Genomic DNA, 19,900 nt, shown 5'->3' with positions numbered 1-19,900 from the left:
GCTACTTCTGGGAGTTTTATTACTGTATTACTTTATAGGTAAGATTCATAAATTTTTTTATGGCTATTGACTACGAAAGGTGGTTTTAAAAATATGAAATTGAGCAAACTTTGGGAAGAAGCCCTTTGGGAAGAAGCCTATCCAACGGGAAAAAAATCATATTGGGTAAAATTGAATGCGAATTCGCAGCAAAAAGATGAAATCTATGTCTCGGATACGGTATTGAAAGCTATAGACGCAGGACTATTCGCTGAGGATTTTGTTGCGAACTCTTTAAATCGGTATTCGCGCAAAGATATGGGCATAGCGAGTAAAACCTATAAAAAAGAGGACATGCAAGAACTTTGCGAGTTCCTAAAAAATACAAAAGAAACAACAGGTGCAAAAAAAGTCGGGTGCTATTTAGCTCCGCATTCGGGGAAAAAACCAATAGACCTTTTCTCGGCATGCTTCGATTATGCATTGTGTATTTCACATATACCCGGCAGAAATAACATTCTATCTAATGAGCATCAGCCTCCTTGCTACTTGATGTGGACTTTGTTGGATATTTTGCACGGGGAAATTTTTCAATACGTAGTAGGATGGTATCCCTTTGGGAAAGATATTGTGCAAATAGATAACCGTGTAGTCGATGAAATATCCGACTTTGGATTATCCTCGCTCGTTAAAGTACATCAGCGTTCTTGTAAATGGGTCTATGGCAAACCCGCCGAAGCTTTTTTTGTCAAAGCAGATTGTGGGAATAATATATACGTTGTTTGTTATTCAAGTGGAAACTGGTGGTATTACACAACACCACGCTGGAACATAAGCCATGATAAGTCCTAACGAAAATGTGACCTAACCCAGGGTGCTTTTTCGCGCGTCATTCTAAACGGACCTGTGCCGCCGGCAAGGGTAAAATGTACAGCAAGCTGCCCCTGCCTCTGGCCCAGGTCCGTTTTTTCATTTTGCGCAAAAAGCAAACCATTGTGGTGTTAAACAAAGGAGTGGGTTCACATGACAACAACAACCAATACGTATACCAGACAGGACAATCCTACCTCTTCCTATTTTCATTTACCAATTCTCCTGCATACAGACCAGACAGCCATGGACCTGTTGCAACATACGCAGGATACATACCGGGATGCCTGCCTGGATATTGTGAAATTTTTTGAAGAAAGGAATATAGATATCGCCGTGTTCGAAAAACAATACTGGGAATACAGAAATAAGGGGGAAATCCATTCAGAAGAAGATAAGAGTATAAATCAGGTAAAAAGAATCAGTCACCAGATAAGCTACCGGCTGAACCAACGTTTTAAACTTCGTATAAAGTATGGCCAATACCCATTAGCTACCGTGATGTCAGCATATCGGCAAGCGAAGAACCAGCACAAGGAATTCAACCTTGAGCATTCTCGACACCTTTCTGTTCGGCTCATTCCAGGACGTTCGTACGATATCCGTTTTCAGGCAGATAATGACGCGGATTCTTTTACCTGTGTACTCCGTATTGGCAAAAAGGTAACGGTGAAATTCTCATTGCCCACCGGCATTCCCTTACCGCCGAGTTCCTGGAAGTCAAAGATGGCTTTTCTTGAGTACAAACATGGTACGTGGATGATGAGAATCGCCTTTAGGAAGCCGGAAATAACATCTCTCAAACAAGTATCTCGCATTGTCGGGGTTGATAGAGGTATCATCAATATTGCCACTACGTATACACCAGGAAATGCCAAGCGGTATTCCAGAAAAGAATATTTGCTGGATTGCGGTTCTTCGTCACCCCAGGATAAAGGCGAGCAAGCGCTTGCCGCCAATATCAAAATCGCGCGAGAAATCGTAAGCCAGGAACCAGCGGGAACCGTTTTCGTTTTAGAAGACCTTACCTTTAAAGATGAAGAACGGCCCAGCAACTGGCCGTATAGGCATCTGGAAGACATGCTGACCTATTTTGCGGCATTGTCCGGCCAATGGATCTATACATGCTCTACCCACGATACCAGCATAACTTGCCCCGTATGTGGTCATGTAGAAAGAGCCAATCGCTTGCAGAATGAACATCGTTTCGTCTGCCGGAACTGCGGCTATGGGGCCGATACCATCGTAGATGATGACGAAAACGCTGCCCGGAACATTTACGAGCGTGGGAAAGCCAATCTCGGAAAAGAATTCGGTAATACGTTAAGTACGTAATCAATTTCTGGAAGCAGGCTGCGGATTTTGCGGCCTGCTTTTACATATAATAATTCCAATGCCATGTTTGTTATTCATGATAGAGAATAAATATTCTAAAATATAATTAACGCGAAACTACACATACACATACACATGTGTATGTGTATAATAGTGGAATGGCTAAATAACGCCATTTTACATAGATAAATTCATAGCTTAAAAAGAGGAGCCAAGGTCGTGCTAATAAAAATCCATTTGGTTTTATATGCATAATTTTATTGACAATAAAGCAAAAGTATCCTATAATAATACCTGTAATCGATGTACCGCAATGTACATCAATGGCACCACCTATTGGGTTCGTTTGTTTTTCCCTAAGCCGAGAAGGGCCGGCGTCGAAATCACCGGTACCACTCGGTAAAAGCCTGGCAAAAAATAAGACCAGCAACTCACCGTGAGCGAGTTGAAATAAAAAAACGCCCCGTCAAAGGATAGGGTACATACCATAATTGGGTTCGTTTGCTTTTCCCTAAGCTGAGAAGGGCCGATGCCGAAATCACCGGTACCACTCGGTAAAAGCCTGGCAAAAAATAAGACCAGCAACTCACCGTGAGCGAGTTGAAATAAAAAAACGCCCCGTCAAAGGATAGGGTATATACCATAATTGGGTTCGTTTGCTTTTCCCTAAGCTGAGAAGGGCCGATGCCGAAATCACCGGTACCGCTCGGCAAAAGCCTGGCAAAAAATAAGTCCAGCAACTCACCCAATTTGTGCGAAGCTTGCCAGGGGACTCCACTCTGGTAACACTCTTCAATGAGGTTCGCAAAAACCAAAGACCGGAATAAGATGGGTGCTAGAGTTTTCCACCACCCCCTTGCAATCCGTGTATATGAGTGGGTTGAAATATGGAGTAGCAAACCCCTTCCGGATAACCGCCAAGGGCTTGCAATCCGTGTATATGAGTGGGTTGAAATTCCTGGTCAAGGGCCGCAAGATGGTGGGCATCCTGCTTGCAATCCGTGTATATGAGTGGGTTGAAATACCTGTGTACGGCGCCGACCAGGGCGAGACGTGGCTTGCAATCCGTGTATATGAGTGGGTTGAAATCTTCAATGAATACATCCACCAGCTCATCGAAGAAGACTTGCAATCCGTGTATATGAGTGGGTTGAAATATCGCGTATAAGTATTCGTGGAGAAGCACGAAGTTCTTGCAATCCGTGTATGTGAATGGGTCGAGAGTTGAAATCCTGATCTGCTTTTATTTAGAAAAAAGGTGCCAAAATAAGAAGAGAGCGAGTTTTCAGGCTTGCTCTCTTTTATTTTATATTGAGGAGGTGTTCTTATGATCTATATTACCGGCGACATTCATGCCAATCCGGAAAGGCTGGGTATGGATGCCTTAGCCCAGCGCGGGATTCATATGAATCCGGAAGATTATGTCATCGTTTGCGGCGATTTCGGGATTCCCTGGATCGGGGAATCGGATGAAACAGATCATAAGTGGCTGGAATGGCTGGCCCAGCTGCCGTATACGGTCCTGTTCGTCGACGGGAACCATGGGAACTTTGACCAGCTCTGCCGCTATCCGGTGAAAAACTAGTCCGGCGGCCGGATCCATGAACTGCGGCCCAATCTCTATCACCTGCTGCGCGGCGAAGTCTTCACCCTCGAAGGCCAGACCTTCTTCACCTTCGGCGGGGCCAAGTCGACGGACAAGGCACAGCGCTTGCCTGGTGTGTCCTGGTGGCCCCAGGAAGAGGCGTCGGCCGAAAACTTCGACAATGCCAAGAACCTGACGGGCCACGATTTCACCGTCGATTACGTCATCACCCATACGGCGCCGGCCCGCTTTGTCGACCAAGTCGCGGACATGAGCCAGTGGATCGATGGTTGCAAGACCTCCCAGCTCCTGAGCGGCCTGGAAGAGCTGATGACCTATAAGAAATGGTACTTCGGCCATTTCCATGTCGACTACATCCGGGGCGACTCCGTGGCCGCCTGGATGTATCAGGACGTCGTGCCGATTGAGAAAAAATGATGCCCCGAAAGGACGTGATAGGATGGATGACGTCATGGACGAACGACTTCCGGAGCAGGAAATGTGGGTCAAAGCCATCGCTGCAAGGCAAAATGAAGCTCGATGGAAGGTAACCGATGGGAGCAGCACCTTTGAAATCCATGTCGAAAAGGATGTCCTGGACCGACTCAAACAGGAAAATCTAAAGATTACCCGCGGAAGTATTTTCCGTATCCGCTACTATATCCGGCAGAGTGTGAAGAATTATGCCTTGTCGAGCCAGTATGTCGTTACGGAAATACTTGAAATCAAGAAAAGAATGAAGCAAATCGAAATGCCCTGGACCATCCAGTAAGCACTGAGGGAGGTGATTCTATGATTTTACAGGAAGCCTTGCGGCAGGCTGATGCACAGAAATTGGCGGCGGCGACGTATGAATATCATCGCGCTGCTGATTCGGGACCGACTGTATATGATGAAAGGCGATGTCATGGGGTTACGAAAGCCTATTTCGATTTCATCCAACGGCTGCTGACATTATCCCCCAAAAAGGAAGACGAGCAATGCTTACTGCCGGATAACGAGGGGCCTTTCATGACCGCTGCATTATATTTATATAGCGACGTTCGGCCGCTTTATCTCAGTGGCAGCTGGAAAGGTGCTACACGAAAACGGAATTACAGCACTTTTCGACGGCTGAACTCAAAGCCATCCGAACAGCATCAGCCGGATAGTTATGCCTATACGTTTGAACCCTGGGAAAATATGCTGGCTGTTGATATTTGCTGGCCGTGCGATTTTTCAGAGGACGAAAAGTTGCAATTTTTAGCCGCCGTGTTATACGAAATATCTTTTTGCGGCGTTACCTTGGAAGAGCATCGCCGTGCCCTGGCAGAAATGGAAGACGAATGGCAAGCCGTGAAGAACGCACAAACCTATCCGTTCGACGAATTCCGTCGTGAAATGGGCTGGGACGCCCTGCCCAAACGGGCTGCAACGGAAAAACGCGAAGACATCATCAACACGATTCTTGCCATTCAGCAGACGTATAAGATGTTCCAGCGAGTCTTTACGAAAGCGCATTATCCGGCCATCTTCACGAAGGGGCCAGACGGAATCCATGTGACATTCCCCGATTTGCCAGGATGCATAACCTGGGGCCGGGACGTCCCCCAGGCCATCGAAGCCGCCCAGACAGCGCTGACCCTGCATCTGTCGGGAATGAGGCAGGATAAGCAGTCTCTTCCGCCGGCAACCCCGGTGAGCCTATGCCAGGAATGGGAACAGGTAAAGGACGATGAAGCAATCTATATCATTTACGAAGTATGACGCATACCATAAAGCGCTCCAGATGCTGAATGTCTGGAGCGCTTTATTCGTAGTTTGAGCTGCGGAAAAATAGTATGCTATATGTCGATTTCTATCATTTTGACAAAAGACCGTACATATTCCCAATCTTCGGAGTCGATGCAGTGCATGTCCAGGGCTTCGATGGGCGTCGGCTTCGGGATTTTGTGCCGATCTTCTTTTTCGATGGTGATAAGCAGGGACAAACAATCCTTTGCCATGAACTCGGCATCCGCTAAATCATCGCCGCAGGTGACCTGCTGGAAATCAGGAAAGAAGACAGTGTAATTGCCTATCTTTTCTTCATAGAAAATGGCGGGATAGCTTACCTTCATCGCCTCATGCCTCCTTTATGAACCCCGTAGTCATTGGTTTTCGTCATTTACTTCTGGTTTGGGATCATCTTCATGCCGTATTTCTTTTACCAATCGAATGACGTCTTCTTCTGTCCGGAGGCCGGCTTTTTCAGCTTCGCCTCTCATTTGCTCCTGTAATTCTTCCAGGGCTTTTAATGCCATGGCCTTTGCGGCTTCGTCCATACTCTCCACCTGCCTCATCAACGGTTATCCATCAATAATGGTCCTAATGCTATATTTCGTCATGGCATAGCCATTTCCCTTTTTCGGCAGCCGTCTTGCCCTTCCTTGCAGTCACGACCTGACTGGCTGAAAAAGTACGTGAAAGCCCCTGCACACAAAGCTATCGGCTGTGTATTTTTTTGTAAGAGCGAATTTTAATAGCACTACACATACACATGTGTATGTGTAGTTGTGCCTCCATCTACGCCGTCTTTCCGCTCTTGTCTTTCCATAGCGATTGTGCTATCGTTCAAATAGAACAACGAGGAGGTGTTCGCATGAGTCGGGAATTGGAACAATGGCTGCTGGAAGAACGAGAAGCAGGAGAAGATAGGCTGACAATATTGCTGGAACGGCTGAAAGCCGACGGCCGTTTCAAAGATTGGGTTTTAGCCGTCGAAGATAAGAAAATTCGAGAACAATTCTATAAAGAATACGGTATCGAATGACTGAAAAACCAGCGTGAAGAGCAGCTCATCTTAAGGCAATGGCTTCGGCTGTGTACCACGTGCCAGAAACAGAAGCAGAAGCAAATGTTCGTAGTCAATCCCCCTGACGATTCGCCAGGGATAGTGCAAAAAGGAGGCTAGGAAAAGGCGATGAGTGATATAAAAGAACTGGAAAACTGGACCCCGGAACCGGCTCCGGTCGGAAACGATGCTGATTTGAATCCGCTCCTGGATATGTTCATCCGGGCCGCCAACGACCCGGAAGTCCAGAAAGACTTCCAGTCCTGGAAGAAAGCTCAAAAAAATCGAAAGAATCATCATTCAAAGCATGTAGCCCGCCATCTATACCTGGAAAGTGATTTAGACAAAGGACTGGGAGAATAAATAATACAATAGCGAGGAGGCGTTCGCCATGAGTCGGGAATTGGAACAATGGCTACTGGAAGAATACAAGAAAGGACTGGAGGAAGGCGAAGACCGAGTGGCGGCCTTGTTTAAACGGATGAAAGCCGACGGCCGCTTGCAGGACTTCTCTGACGCCCTTGACGATAAGACCCTCAGAGGAAAATTATATAAAGAATATGGTATCGAATGATTGGAAAGCCCCGTGCAGAACGCGCGGGGCTTTTTGCCTTCTGGCCTAAATTTCCTAGATAAACAGGCTGCTTACGTTGAAGTTCTTCTTGCAGATGCATAAGCCGAATAGCAACCAGAACTATGAATCTTGAATTTATGGCCCCGATGCCCTCTTTCATATGGTAAAATAAGGCTATATTTAAGTAATACAAAAAAGGATTGAGACTGATGATGGATTTTACGACAATATTGGAACACTACCAGAAATATTCTTTTTCGGAACGGGATAAAGGCACTCGTTTCGAAGAACTGATGGGGCGTTTCCTGGCAACGAACCCGTTATATGCCGACGATTTAGACCAAGTATGGCTGTGGACGGAATTCCCATTCCGCAATGACTTCGGCGGCAAGGACATTGGCATCGACCTGGTAGCCAAGACAAAGTCCGGGGACTATTGGGCCATTCAATGTAAATGCTATGCTCCTTCGACGACGATTTCAAAAGCCGACGTCGATACTTTCCTGTCGACATCGGGAAAATATTTTACCGATGAAATGGGCCAACAGCGCCACTTTACGCGCCGCCTGTGGATTGCTACGACCGATCGCTGGTCCAAAGAGGCGAACATTACCCTGCAAAATCAGGAACCGCCTGTCAACCGCTTGGGGCCTTATGATTTGCGGACTGCTCCCGTGGACTGGCAAAAACTGTATGACGGCGAAACGGGTTCCAAAGCCCTGACGGAGAAAAAAACACCTCGTCCGCACCAAAAAGAAGCGATTGCTAAGGCACATGCGTATTACAAAAATCACGACCGTGGCAAAATGATCAGCGCTTGTGGCACTGGGAAGACCTACACGGCCTTGAAAATCGTCGAAGACCAGACCCACAAGGAAGGATTCGCCCTGTTTCTGGTTCCATCCATCGCTCTTCTCAGCCAGACATTGCGTGAATGGATGAATGATACGACGGGCCGGATTTACCCGATTTGCATCTGTTCCGACGCCAGTTCTTCCAGGATGAACCAGAGTGACCGGGAAGAAATGTCCACCTTGGATCTGCCTTTCCCGGCTACGACGAATGTAGAAAAAGCCGTATCCCAGCTTCGTATCCGGTTTCAGCAGCAGGAAAAGCATGGCGGCATGGTTATCATCTTCTCGACGTACCAATCTATCGACGTCGTCCATGCTATCCAGGACCGCCTGCTCCATCCCATATCCTCCATGCCCTTGACGGATGGACAACTGCTATTTCCCTTGACTCGTGTAGCTGATTCAGCTGGACTGGCTTCGTCTGGTTCCCCAACGGGGATTTTCGATATCATCGTCTGTGACGAAGCCCATCGGACGACGGGGACCACTTTGGCAGGAAAAGAAGAATCGAGTTTCGTCAAGGTCCATAATAATGACTTCCTCAAGGCCCGTCATCGCCTGTATATGACTGCTACCCCCAGGCTGTACACAGAAACTGCCAAGAGCAAGGCCAAGCAGGAATCGGCCGTTCTCTGCTCCATGGATGACGAGTCCTTATACGGAGAAGAGTTCTACCGTCTTGGGTTCGGAGAAGCTGTCAACAAAGGGCTTCTTTCCGATTATAAGGTTCTGGTCCTGACCATCGGGGAAGATATGATTCCTCCAGCCTTACAAGACGCTGTCAGCTCGAATAGTACGGAAATCAACACGGACGCCGCAGCCAAACTGATTGGCTGCATCAATGCCCTATCCAAGCGGATGATCGGCGATTCAGACCACTTGAAAGACATTGATCCGGGGTTCATGCATACGGCCCTGGCTTTTTGTTCCAACATCCGCAACTCCCAGCGTATTACGGGTGTATTCAATAATTATGCCCAGGAATACTACGATTCCCTGACGGCGGACCAGCGGGCCGAAATGGTCCATGTATCGGCCATGCATGTCGATGGCTCGATGAATGCCATGACTCGCCAGGAAAAGCTGGATTGGCTGCAATCAGCCATTGGCCAGGAAGAGGACTGCCATATACTGACCAATGTCCGCTGCCTCTCCGAAGGTATCGATGTGCCCGCCTTAGATGCCATTATTTTCCTGTCTGCCCGTAATTCTCAGGTCGACGTAGTCCAGTCCGTCGGGCGCGTCATGCGGAAGCCCAGGGACGGCAAAAAGAAGTATGGATATATCATCATTCCCGTCGTCGTCCCGGCCAATGTCGAACCTGAAAAGGCCTTAGACGAAAGCAAAGACTTCGGCACCATTTGGGCTGTCCTCAACGCATTGCGGGCGCATGATGACCGTTTCAATGCTACCATCAATAAAATTGAATTGAACAAAAATAAACCGGAACAAATCCTCGTCAGCACAATTCCGCCTGACGATGACGAGGGCGGCGACGGCGGCACGTCTGCCCCGCCTTATCAGATGACACTCTACTTTTCCGACCTCCAAGGGGCTATCTATGCCCGCATGGTCAAGCGCGTCGGCAGCAAACGTTATTGGGAACAATGGGCCAGTGATATCGCTAAAATAGCCGAACGTCATAAAGAACGTATCATCCGATTGATCGATACGGATCAAAAGCACCGCCAGGCCTTTGACAGCTTCATGAAAGGATTGCATACAAACATCAATCCCAACATCAAAGAAGAAGAAGCCATTGAAATGCTGGCCCAGCATATGATTACAAAGCCCGTTTTTGAAGCGCTCTTTGAAAATTACTCTTTCGTCAACAATAATACCGTTTCCCAGTCGATGCAGCGGATTTTGGCACTACTCGACAATGATGGCATGGCCAAGGACCAGGAACAGCTGGAACGTTTCTACCAATCGGTCCGGGAACGTTGCGAAGGCGTCGACAATGCCGAAGGGAAACAAAAAATCATTATCGAACTGTATGACAAGTTTTTCAAGACGGCTCTCCCAAAAACCGTAGAAAAATTGGGGATTGTCTATACGCCGGTCGAAGTCGTTGATTTTATTCTGAATAGTGTTAATGATGTCCTGAAAAAAGAATTTAATCGCAGTCTGTCCGATGAAAACGTCCACATCCTCGACCCCTTTGTCGGCACGGGGACGTTCATCACGAGACTCCTGCAAAGTGACATCATAAAACCCAAAGACCGCATCCGCAAATATACCCAAGAACTCCATGCCAATGAAATCGTCCTGTTAGCGTATTACATCGCCAGTATCAACATTGAAAACGCTTTTCACGACTTGATGCCGGATAGTGGCTATACCAGCTTCGAAGGTATCTGTTTGACTGATACCTTCCAGCTTGGTGAAGAAAATCGTGAGAAAGAGTTGTCCTCCGAAGTTTTTTTGAAGAACTCTCTCCGCGTCTTAAATCAAAAGAATACACCCATCCGAGTCATCGTCGGCAATCCGCCGTATTCGATTGGACAGAAATCGACCAATGATGACGCACAGAATGAATCATATCCTCAGTTAGAATTGCAGATTGATAACACATATGCTAAATATTCTTCAGGAAATTTAAAAAAGTCATTATATGATAGTTATATCAAGGCCTTCCGTTGGGCTTCTGACCGTATTGATCCGGACAATGGCGGCATTATAGGCTTTGTCAGTAATGCAGGCTGGCTGGACGGGGCAGCTATGGATGGCATGCGCTATTGCCTGGAACATGAATTCAGCTCGATTTATATCTTTAACTTGAGAGGAAACCAACGTACCAGTGGTGAAATGTCAAGAAAAGAAGGTGGCAAAATTTTTGGCTCCGGTTCACGTACACCGGTCGCCATTACAATTCTCGTCAAAAATCCCAAACAGAAGAAGGAAAAAGCCGATATCTACTATCATGACATCGGAGATTACCTGAGCCGGGAAGAAAAGCTGTCTATCATTGCCAATTTCAAAAGCTGTATGAACAGCAAATTTCCCGTTACCGTCCTCAAACCGAATGAATATAACGACTGGCTCAATCAACGGAATCAAATGTTTTCGAATTTATTGCCCCTGTCACCAAAGAAAAAGTTTGACCGTGTCTCACATAGCTTCTTTATTACACAAGCTATTGGTTCTGGAAGTAATAGGGACTCATGGGTATATAATTTTTGCCAATCAAGATTAACTGACAATGTTAAGAATATGATTTCATTTTATAATTCACAAAGAATGCAATTTGTAAATAAAAAAAGATGTAATTCTAAACTGACAGTCAATGAATTTATTAATACAGATAAAACAAAAATTAGTTGGACAAGGGGGCTGAAATCTTCTCTCAAAAAAAATATATCATTTGAATATATTGAAGACGATATTATACAAGGTTCGTATAGACCGTTTTGCACCCAATGGTTATATTACTCTAAAGGCTGGATTGAAAGCCCCGGTATATTTGGAAAATTCTTTCCAAGAGGCAAAAAAAACTTGTTGATTTGTGTATCGGGAATCGGTGTAAGTAAAAAATTTAGTATATTAATGACAAATAAACTAACTGATATTCAATTCCAGCAAAATGGTCAATGTTTCCCACTTTACTATTACGAAGAACACGCCACAGCCATGGATAACCTGTTCGGCCTTGCTGGAGAAAAGGAATACATCCGTCACGATGGGGTTACAGATTTTGCCTTGAAACAAGCTCGGAAAATTTATGGCCCGAAGGTCACAAAGGAAGATATTTTCTACTATGTTTATGGTTTTCTCCATCTGCCATCGTATCGGGAAAAATTTGCCGCCGATTTGAAGAAATCATTGCCCCGAATTCTTTTTGTCGAAGAACCCAAACAATTCTGGCAAATTGAAAAGGCAGGCCGCCAGTTGGCTGATATCCACCTGAATTACGAACATCAGCCTGCCCCGGATGGCATCGTAGTCGAAGGCGCTGAAAGCGACAATTTTACGGTCAAAAAACTGAAATTCAAATCGAAAAAAGACAAATCCATCCTCATTTATAACGACGATATCCGTATTACTCATATTCCTCTGGCCGTGTACGACTACGTAGTCAATGGTCGCAGCCCCGTCGAATGGATCATGGACCGCTATCAAGTCAAAACCGATAAAGCCAGCGGTATCACCAATGACCCCAACGATTGGGCCATAGAGCACAACCAGCCGCGCTACATCCTGGATCTGCTCCTCAGCGTTATGACCGTAAGCCTGAAAACCCAGGAAATCGTCAACAGCCTGCCGGAAATCAAGTTTGAATAATATTTTTAGTAAATTCAAACTGCTGAATAAAAAATATAAGGAAGTGAAATTATGAAACAAATAAAAAGAATAATAGGATTAACTTTTCTTATAGTGATGAGTATTACAACACTAGTATTAGGGAATGACATTAATTCGGAAAACTACAAATACGAATGCCGTATTGGGCCTATCGGCGTACGTGATACCTTTGACATGAGTCAACTGAATACGCTATTTGGATCAATGACAAGTCCCGTCACACAACAGCGTCTTGGCGTAAATAACAGTATCAGGCTTATGGACTTGAATTTTGGCATTGCTAGAGTTTGTGTCCTTAATGATTATATTGCAACACTCACTGTAAAAAGCAACTATGCAGAAGATGGTGAAGCATTAGGAACCCCTCGGGGAATTGTTGTAGGGCATGACCTGGACACTGTTTTCCGCCTGTATGGTACACCACTTCGTACATGGAACAGCAAAAATAATTCCTGGGTTGGCCATGACCTTATTATGTATTCTTATGGCAGCTATGAATACGGCCTTACTTTTGGCGTAAACCCCTCAACAAATCGAGTAGAAACCATAGGCATTTTCATTCCCACTTGTTAACCGCTAGAATTCAATATATCCCACCTTCAGATGGAACTTAATTATCAAAGAGAACAAGCTCTGAATACATATCAGCAAAGGGCTATAACTCATATTCGGATTAAAAGAAACAGGCCACGGATTCCGTGGCCTGCTAAATATCAATCATTCGTTGAAAGAGAATCTTCTTCCAATTTTTGTTAATTTAGCCGTTAGTTCTTCTTTCTGGCTACTCTTAAATTTTTCTAATTCGTCTTTTGTATCCTTTGCTTTATGCAAGGTAATAGTGGCATCCCCAGTTGCATATTGCAATGAGCCATCCTTTTCTATGAAAGTAATCATGGAGCTATTCTGTGTATTACCAGGAATCGTGAATCGTAAGCTGTTGTCTTTGGCACTTCCTGCCATAGCCGGGGTCTTTTCATCTTTCCAGCTATAGCTGACACTGCCATCGCTATTTTTTTTCTTTAGAGTCCCAGTAAGAACGGGTTTGCATGACGGTATAGCCGTTACCGCTCCCATTTTTCTCAACTTTCAAGGTATAGAAGCAATCAAAATCGGTTTGATTATAACGTCCAGAACCTACCCATTCTCCGGAAAGTTTATCTGATATATCACAAAAAAATAATATTTTATGCTATAATTTAACTGCTATTAAGGTAGAGACGTGATTAAAAATGAACAGAGGTGTGTTACATGTTGAAAAAAATCATTGCAGCTATGATTTCCGTAAACAGTCTTTTTTTTACGATGGGAGGAATCCCTGATTCCTATGCATTAGTCCCCAATGATGCTGTTGAAGTTGGCGGCTTACGACCGGGCTATACCCTGGAATACATGGAAAGCATCTATGGACAACCGGTCCTAGATAAAGTCAAGCCTTGTAATCTTCCAGCATTTAGCCAATACACTTACAAGTATGGGGATACCATATCTATTTTCTCTATAGGCGGGAAGGTTATATTTAGTGTGGAAACTACGGCCAATAATGGATGGGCGACCCCTGCAGGTGTTGCTGTTGGAATGAAAAAATCTGTATTATATGATATTTATGGCAAAGAGGATCATACATTCCAACGGAACGGCATCACATATTACGAATATTATGTCCATCCATCGGGAATGCGGGGGCTTATCTTTGGAATAAAGAATAACAAGATTGTTTCGATTTCCGCATATATGGATCAATGACATTTTATTGGCATATTTATTTACATCTTTGATGATTGATATTAGCCGATGAAGGTTAGCAGTTGTATAGCAGTTACTACCGGATGTATTGTGCTCATTGGACATATGGAACTGTTTGTACTATTTAAATGATATATATAAGGCTGATTGAGCTTATTTTCCGGGAATTTGGAGATGGCATGCAAGAGGTCAGGAGTTCAATCCTCCTTATCTCCACCATAAAGAATACGATAACCACGCGGTTCATGAGCCGCGTGGTTATTTTTTTACGGCCTGCTACCTGCGAACAGCGGCCTGCGTTCATTTTCATCGCCTCTATGCGATACCGTAGGGGACGTCCTGTTAAGGCGTCCCGCGTGAATCCTGTAGACATCTAGAATTTATGACAGATGATACGCGGTCGCAATCAAATAATGAATTTGACGCGGCAAAGCCGCATCTGAGTCCGATTAGATATGATGATTCATCAAGGGAAGTCAATAGTTTGGAGTAGGCAGCTTTACCAATAAGCAGAGCGCGTTTTCCTTCAGATTTATGACAATGGATTCCCTTAATCCATTGACCATTCCCTTATTTTTATATAGAATTTAAGGGAATAGATGGGAGGTAAGGGAATGAGAGCATTCAATTTATGGGAAATAATTAGATGTAGCCTCGGCCTTGACGAAGATTAACTGATAACGGTATAATAAACGTGAAAGAGGCCCTGCCGATAGACGGTTGGTCCCCAAATAATGACTACAAAAGTAGCCGCTTACGAGTGGGATCGAGGGCGGCTATTTTTGTGTTCTATTTGAAGCGCATCCGATGGCATACCCAAGCGCAAAAGCACCTAAGCAGAGGCCGAGAATACCAATAAAAGTATCTACAGTCAGAAGCATACAAATCCCCTCCTTTCCCATGGATTGGAGGGTTCACACAAAATCCCTCCTTAGGAAGCAAGGGACCAACCGCCTACCGTTTTAGGCAGAACCTCGAAGCTAGTATATCATAGGCATACCTTATCGTCTACCTTTGAGTGACTAGTACTAACAGAATAAGAACCACAAAAATAGTCGCTTACGATGGGAGTCCTGGGCGGCTATTTTTGTTTTTTATCGTCTGTATGCGATGCCGTAGGGGCCGCCCAGAGCTATTCTGGTCCGTCAGATGCAGGAGACGATTTCCTGGATAGATGACAGCGGCGGGCGGCCCGCTACGCGTTGAGGGCTTCCCGAAGCGTCGTTGTTAGTTTGAGTTTGTCGCGGCGGAACGCCGCATCTGAGTCCGAGAAAAGGCCGTGGCTCGTAGTTTGTGGATCGTAGCTCGTAAAAGCCAGCCATCATACTCGGCTAGGCTGTAGCGAAATCTCTCTAGCGGGCTTCCCACGTGGAAGCCCCTACGCACAAGGCCGCAGGCCGTGATTTTTTGCGGTCTGCCACCTGCGAACAGCGTCCTGCTTATTATTTTCATCGCCTCTATGCGATACCGTAGGGGATGCCCAAAGGGCGTACCGCTGTGAATCCTGTACATAGCCGGAATTTATGACAAATGGGATGAATTTGACGCGGCAAAGCCGCATTGTAGGGGCGACCCGTGGGCCGTGTGTTTTTTTGCGGTCTGCCACCTGCGAACAGCGGCCTGCGTTCATTTTCATCGCCTCTATGCGATACCGTAGGGGACGTCCTGTTAAGGCGTCCCGTGTGAATTTCGTAGATAGTCGGAATTTATGACAAATGGGATGAATTTGACGCGGCAAAGCCGCATTGTAGGGGCGACCCGTAGGCCGTGTATTTTTTTGCGGGCTGCCACCTGCGGCCTGCGACCTGCGTCTTATTATCATCGCCGTCTTGACGATGGTTGAGGGTTGACGGTATAATAGATACGTGAAAAGAGGTCTTGCCGCGGGACGGTTGGCCTTAATGAATTGCTACAGGAGTAGCCGCTCAAGATAAGAGTCGCGGGCGGCTCTTTTTTTGTTTTGTCGTCAGTATGCCAGGGAGGGCAGGTATCATATAGATGGGTAGTATTAAAGTACAGAAATTGAGTAAGTCTTTTGGGGTACATACGGTATTCCATGATGTCAGTTTTGAAATCCGCCGGGGCGAACGGATCGGCCTCATCGGGGCCAATGGGGCCGGGAAGTCGACGCTGCTCAAGTGCCTCATGGGCGAAGAGGAGTATGATAACGGGGCGTTTGTTGTTTCCGAAGGCGAATCTATCGGCTATTTGCAGCAGGATATCACTTACGCCGACGACGTGACGTTGCGCCAGACGATTACCGAGGCCTGGCAGGATGTCATGAAGCTGGAAAAGGATTTGAAGGCTGTTGAAAAGGACATGCAGGCCCATCCCGACGATGAAGGCTTGATGAACCGCTATGCCCGCATGCAGGAACGGTTCGAGTGGCTCGGCGGCTATGAATACGAGTCGATGTCGCGGAAAATCGTCCAGGGCCTGGGCTTTTCGGAAGCCGACATGGATCGGCCGGTCCAGAGTTTTTCCGGCGGCCAGAAGACGCGCATCAACCTGGCCAAGGCCCTCGTCCGCCGGCCGGACTATTTGTTCCTCGACGAACCGACGAACCATCTCGACGTGGACATGCTGGAATGGCTGGAAAGCTATCTCTTGTCTTATGGCGGCGGCATCCTCATCGTATCCCATGACCGCTATTTCCTCGACCGCGTGGCGACAGGCATCCTCGAACTGTCCCACGGCAAGGTGACTAAGTACAAGGGAAATTATTCGCGCTACGTCGAGCAGCATGCCCAGCAGCAGAAAGCCCTGGAAAAAGCCTATAAGAAGCAGCAGGAGCACATCCACGAAACGGAAGAATATATCCGCAAGTACAAGGCCGGCATCAAGGCCAAGCAGGCCCGCGGCCGCCAGTCCCAGCTGGACCGGCTGGAACGTATCGAATGGCAGCCGGAAGATGAATCGCTGCATTTCAATTTCAAGCCTGTCGAAGAGTGCGGCCAGAAAGTCCTGGTCCTGGACAAGGTCAGCGGCGGTTTTGCCGACCGTCAGTTGTTCGATCATCTGTCGCTCCTCCTGCGCCGCGGCGAAGCAGCGTCCCTCATCGGCCCCAACGGGACGGGGAAGACGACGCTCATCCGCATGATCATGGGCGAAAAGGAACCGACAGACGGCCATATCACCTTGGGCAGCCGCGTCCATATCGGCTATTTTGCCCAGGAACACACGGACCTGCACGGAGCCTGGACGGTCCTCGATGAAATCATGAACGATTTCAGTTACGGCGAAGAAGAAGCCCGGTCCGTCCTGGGGCGCTTCATGTTCCGCGGCGACGATGTCTTCAAGGTCATCGACAGCCTCAGCGGCGGTGAACAGGCACGGCTGGCCCTGTTGAAGCTTTTCCTGCAGGGGCCGAATTTCCTCATCCTCGACGAACCGACGAACCATCTCGACATCCCGACGCGGGAAGTCCTGGAACAGGCCTTGCTGGAATTCGGCGGGACCTATCTGGTCGTATCCCATGACCGTTATTTCCTCGATAAGATTACCCAGCGGACGCTGGTCCTGGAAAATAAGCAGCTCACGGAATACGTCGGCAATTACAGTTATTACCGGGAAAAGGTCCGCGAAGCCCAGGAAGCGGCAGAAAAGACGGCAGCCGAAGGGCAAAGTTCCTCGCCGGCTCATGAAAAAGAAACCGCTCCGGCAGCCAAGAAGGCGGAACCGCCAGCCGCTCAGGCCGTGAAGGCACCGGCCAAGGCTCCGGCGTATGGTCAGGCAGCCAAGCTGGAGAAAATCGAGATGAAGATTGCCGAACTGGAAGCGACCATCAAGATGTACGAAGTGCAGATGAACATGCCTCAGAATCAGACCGATGCTGACGCCATGATGGAATTGACGCGAGAATATGAAGCGGCCCAGGCTCAGCTCGATGAAGCCTATGAAAAATGGGAAGCCCTGTCGGAATCGTGACGCTGTCCGTGCATGATAGATATGAAAAATAAATATAAACTTTAGGACCGGAATAGCGTAAAACGTAAAACTTTACGAATTTATCCCAATGTATGGTTTTAAAAAGCCCGTTTTCTTGATGAAATTTTTAAAAATATCAAGGAAACGGGCTTTACAAGTTTCCTGGACGTGGTATACTATGCTCAACTCCCACGAAGAGGGAGCCTTGATTATATCTATAAAGAATACGGAAAGATTCCGATAGAAGGGAAGCGTTTATATATGGCAACACAGTTCAACCCGGTTACGCCAGAATTATTAGCAGAATTACGTCAGGTCGTCGGTGATAAATACGTCAAGACCGACGAAGATTACTTGGAAAAATACCAGACTGACGAAGAAGGGAACTCCCATTATTTCCATAAACCGGAAGTCGTCGTCTTCCCTGGTTCTACAGAAGAAGTGGCAGCTATCGTCAAATTGGCCAATAAATACCTTGTACCGATTACGCCGCGTTCGGCTGGTTCCGGCGTCGCCTGTGGTGCTATCCCGGTCTATCATGGCATCGTCGTCGAATTGGAACGGATGAACCAGATCCTCAAATTCGATGCCGACAACATGTATGCCGTCTGCCAGACTGGCGTCATCACTGGCGACTTGCAGCGGGAAGCTGCCAAACACGGCCTCTTGTATGCCGGTGACCCGTCCAGTGCCGACAGCAGCATGATCGGCGGCAACGTTGCCAACAATGCCGGCGGCAACAAGGCCGTCAAATACGGCACGACGCGCCATCAGATTTACAGCCTGAAAGTCGTTACGCCGACTGGGGATATCCTCGACGCTGGTGCCCGCCTCAAGAAGAGTTCTACCGGCCTCTGCCTGGAACAGCTCTTTGCCGGTTCCGAAGGGACTTTGGGCATCATCACGGAAGTCACGGTCAAACTCCGTCCTATGCCGCCGTATGCTTTCAATATGGTCTGCGTCTTCAAGACCGATGAAGAAGCCTTTGCCCTGCCGAATAAGATCCTCAAAGCCGGCATCGACCCGACGAGTATCGAATTCATGGACAATGAAGCCCTGCGCATGACCTGCAAGTTCCTCGATATGAAGATGCCTCATGTCGACGAAGGCTGTGATTACGTCATCGTCACCGTCGAATCGTTCAGCGAAGACGACTCGGACCGCAAGATGGAACAGCTCTGCGATTTGGCCGAAGCCAACGGCTCTATCGACGAATTTGAAGCCGATAAACGTATCTGGAAGCTGCGCAAACAGTTCGCCGAAGCCGCCCGCGACGTCGATAAGATGTTCCAGACGGAAGACTTCGTCGTACCGCTCGACCGCATCCCGGACATCACCAAACAGATTCCGGAACTGCGCGAAAAATACGACCTCTATTGCGTCACGGTCGCCCACATCGGTGATGGCAACATCCACGTCCTGCCTTTGAACGCCAAGGGCTTGTCGCCGGAAGAATGGTTTGAAAAGATCAAGGCCTTCCACCGCGACCTCTTCCCGCGCGTCTATGCTTTAGGCGGCAAGATGTCCGGCGAACACGGCATCGGTTATAAGAAATTGGAAGAATTCGCACTTTGCACACCGCAAGCCGAACTTAACGTCATTAAAGCCATCAAGAAAGCATTAGATCCCAATAACATCATGAATCCCGGAAAATTAGTAGATATTGACTAATTATTTCATAGAGGGGAAGGCAAATTGCAAAGACGGCAACGATTATATTCATAATAATCGTTGCCGTCTTTTTATATATTTACTATAATAGAATAAAGGAAATTACTAATGTACTTATTATAATCCTATATCTATGAACAGCACTTTACAACTTTTACGCTGCCTCGGAAGTTGATGAAGCTAGTTTACACAAGGCCTGAACTAAGTCCGTTGGATTTTTTGCGGTTTGGGCCTTAGCGACCAAAGTG

General features: G+C 47.0%; 17 protein-coding genes and 1 CRISPR repeat array. Of the genes, 14 read left to right on the top strand and 3 right to left on the bottom strand.

From position 1 onward, the window contains the following. Positions 1-93: 93 nt before the first annotated feature. From ACFCTO_RS07330 to ACFCTO_RS07305, 6 genes are all read left to right on the top strand, one after another. On the top strand, positions 94-831 hold the full coding sequence (locus tag ACFCTO_RS07330; RefSeq protein ID WP_499876640.1) for a hypothetical protein: 738 nt from the start codon (positions 94-96) through the stop codon (positions 829-831). A gap of 171 nt (positions 832-1,002) precedes the next feature. Then, entirely contained in the window at positions 1,003-2,184 is a 1,182-nt protein-coding gene (locus tag ACFCTO_RS07325; protein WP_499876639.1) for a zinc ribbon domain-containing protein, read from the top strand. An 855-nt stretch (positions 2,185-3,039) separates the two neighbouring features. Next, positions 3,040-3,408: direct repeats of the CRISPR family, unit length 32 nt; unit sequence CTTGCAATCCGTGTATATGAGTGGGTTGAAAT. Positions 3,409-3,511: 103 nt separating this feature from the next. Continuing rightward, a complete protein-coding gene (locus tag ACFCTO_RS07320) occupies positions 3,512-3,769 on the top strand; it encodes a metallophosphoesterase (protein WP_499876638.1) in 258 nt (85 codons plus the stop codon). 135 nt (positions 3,770-3,904) lie between these two features. After that, positions 3,905-4,207, top strand: coding sequence for a hypothetical protein (locus ACFCTO_RS07315; protein ID WP_499876637.1), 303 nt, complete (start codon positions 3,905-3,907; stop codon positions 4,205-4,207). 34 nt (positions 4,208-4,241) lie between these two features. Next, the gene (locus ACFCTO_RS07310; RefSeq protein ID WP_499876636.1) at positions 4,242-4,541 is read left to right on the top strand and encodes a hypothetical protein; all 300 of its coding nucleotides are present in this window, start codon (positions 4,242-4,244) and stop codon (positions 4,539-4,541) included. Positions 4,542-4,561: 20 nt separating this feature from the next. Beyond that, a complete protein-coding gene (locus tag ACFCTO_RS07305) occupies positions 4,562-5,515 on the top strand; it encodes a DUF6557 family protein (RefSeq protein ID WP_499876635.1) in 954 nt (317 codons plus the stop codon). 77 nt (positions 5,516-5,592) lie between these two features. On the opposite strand, the gene ACFCTO_RS07300 is transcribed toward ACFCTO_RS07305, so the two are convergent. Then, complete coding sequence (locus ACFCTO_RS07300; RefSeq protein ID WP_296910035.1) at positions 5,593-5,868, bottom strand: type II toxin-antitoxin system HicB family antitoxin; 276 nt, start codon at positions 5,866-5,868, stop codon at positions 5,593-5,595. A gap of 30 nt (positions 5,869-5,898) precedes the next feature. Next, the gene (locus ACFCTO_RS07295) at positions 5,899-6,072 is read right to left on the bottom strand and encodes a hypothetical protein (RefSeq protein WP_155274709.1); all 174 of its coding nucleotides are present in this window, start codon (positions 6,070-6,072) and stop codon (positions 5,899-5,901) included. A gap of 317 nt (positions 6,073-6,389) precedes the next feature. Here ACFCTO_RS07295 and ACFCTO_RS07290 point away from each other — a divergent pair, with 317 nt between their 5' ends. From ACFCTO_RS07290 to ACFCTO_RS07270, 5 genes are all read left to right on the top strand, one after another. After that, the gene (locus tag ACFCTO_RS07290; protein ID WP_293989488.1) at positions 6,390-6,560 is read left to right on the top strand and encodes a hypothetical protein; all 171 of its coding nucleotides are present in this window, start codon (positions 6,390-6,392) and stop codon (positions 6,558-6,560) included. Between the two features lie 150 nt (positions 6,561-6,710). Further along, the gene (locus ACFCTO_RS07285) at positions 6,711-6,944 is read left to right on the top strand and encodes a hypothetical protein (RefSeq protein WP_499876634.1); all 234 of its coding nucleotides are present in this window, start codon (positions 6,711-6,713) and stop codon (positions 6,942-6,944) included. Positions 6,945-6,972: 28 nt separating this feature from the next. Then, the gene (locus ACFCTO_RS07280) at positions 6,973-7,155 is read left to right on the top strand and encodes a hypothetical protein (protein WP_499876633.1); all 183 of its coding nucleotides are present in this window, start codon (positions 6,973-6,975) and stop codon (positions 7,153-7,155) included. Positions 7,156-7,364: 209 nt separating this feature from the next. Beyond that, entirely contained in the window at positions 7,365-12,290 is a 4,926-nt protein-coding gene (locus ACFCTO_RS07275) for a DEAD/DEAH box helicase (RefSeq protein WP_499876632.1), read from the top strand. A 51-nt stretch (positions 12,291-12,341) separates the two neighbouring features. Continuing rightward, on the top strand, positions 12,342-12,884 hold the full coding sequence (locus ACFCTO_RS07270; RefSeq protein ID WP_287046671.1) for a hypothetical protein: 543 nt from the start codon (positions 12,342-12,344) through the stop codon (positions 12,882-12,884). A gap of 144 nt (positions 12,885-13,028) precedes the next feature. On the opposite strand, the gene ACFCTO_RS07265 is transcribed toward ACFCTO_RS07270, so the two are convergent. After that, positions 13,029-13,385 (bottom strand): hypothetical protein, encoded by a 357-nt coding sequence (locus tag ACFCTO_RS07265; protein ID WP_499876631.1) that lies wholly within the window; start codon positions 13,383-13,385, stop codon positions 13,029-13,031. A 174-nt stretch (positions 13,386-13,559) separates the two neighbouring features. Between ACFCTO_RS07265 and ACFCTO_RS07260 the strand changes: the two genes are divergently transcribed. From ACFCTO_RS07260 to ACFCTO_RS07250, 3 genes are all read left to right on the top strand, one after another. Further along, positions 13,560-14,054, top strand: coding sequence for a hypothetical protein (locus ACFCTO_RS07260; protein ID WP_499876630.1), 495 nt, complete (start codon positions 13,560-13,562; stop codon positions 14,052-14,054). 1,998 nt (positions 14,055-16,052) lie between these two features. Then, positions 16,053-17,981 (top strand): ABC-F family ATP-binding cassette domain-containing protein, encoded by a 1,929-nt coding sequence (locus ACFCTO_RS07255; RefSeq protein ID WP_499876629.1) that lies wholly within the window; start codon positions 16,053-16,055, stop codon positions 17,979-17,981. 261 nt (positions 17,982-18,242) lie between these two features. Further along, a complete protein-coding gene (locus tag ACFCTO_RS07250) occupies positions 18,243-19,652 on the top strand; it encodes an FAD-binding oxidoreductase (RefSeq protein ID WP_292262491.1) in 1,410 nt (469 codons plus the stop codon). Positions 19,653-19,900 lie beyond the last annotated feature (248 nt).

The sequence above is a fragment of the Megasphaera indica genome (assembly GCF_046614755.1).
Taxonomy (GTDB): domain Bacteria; phylum Bacillota; class Negativicutes; order Veillonellales; family Megasphaeraceae; genus Megasphaera; species Megasphaera intestinihominis.
The sequence above is the reverse complement of the archived record's forward strand: the minus strand, read 5'-3'. Positions and strand labels throughout refer to the sequence as shown.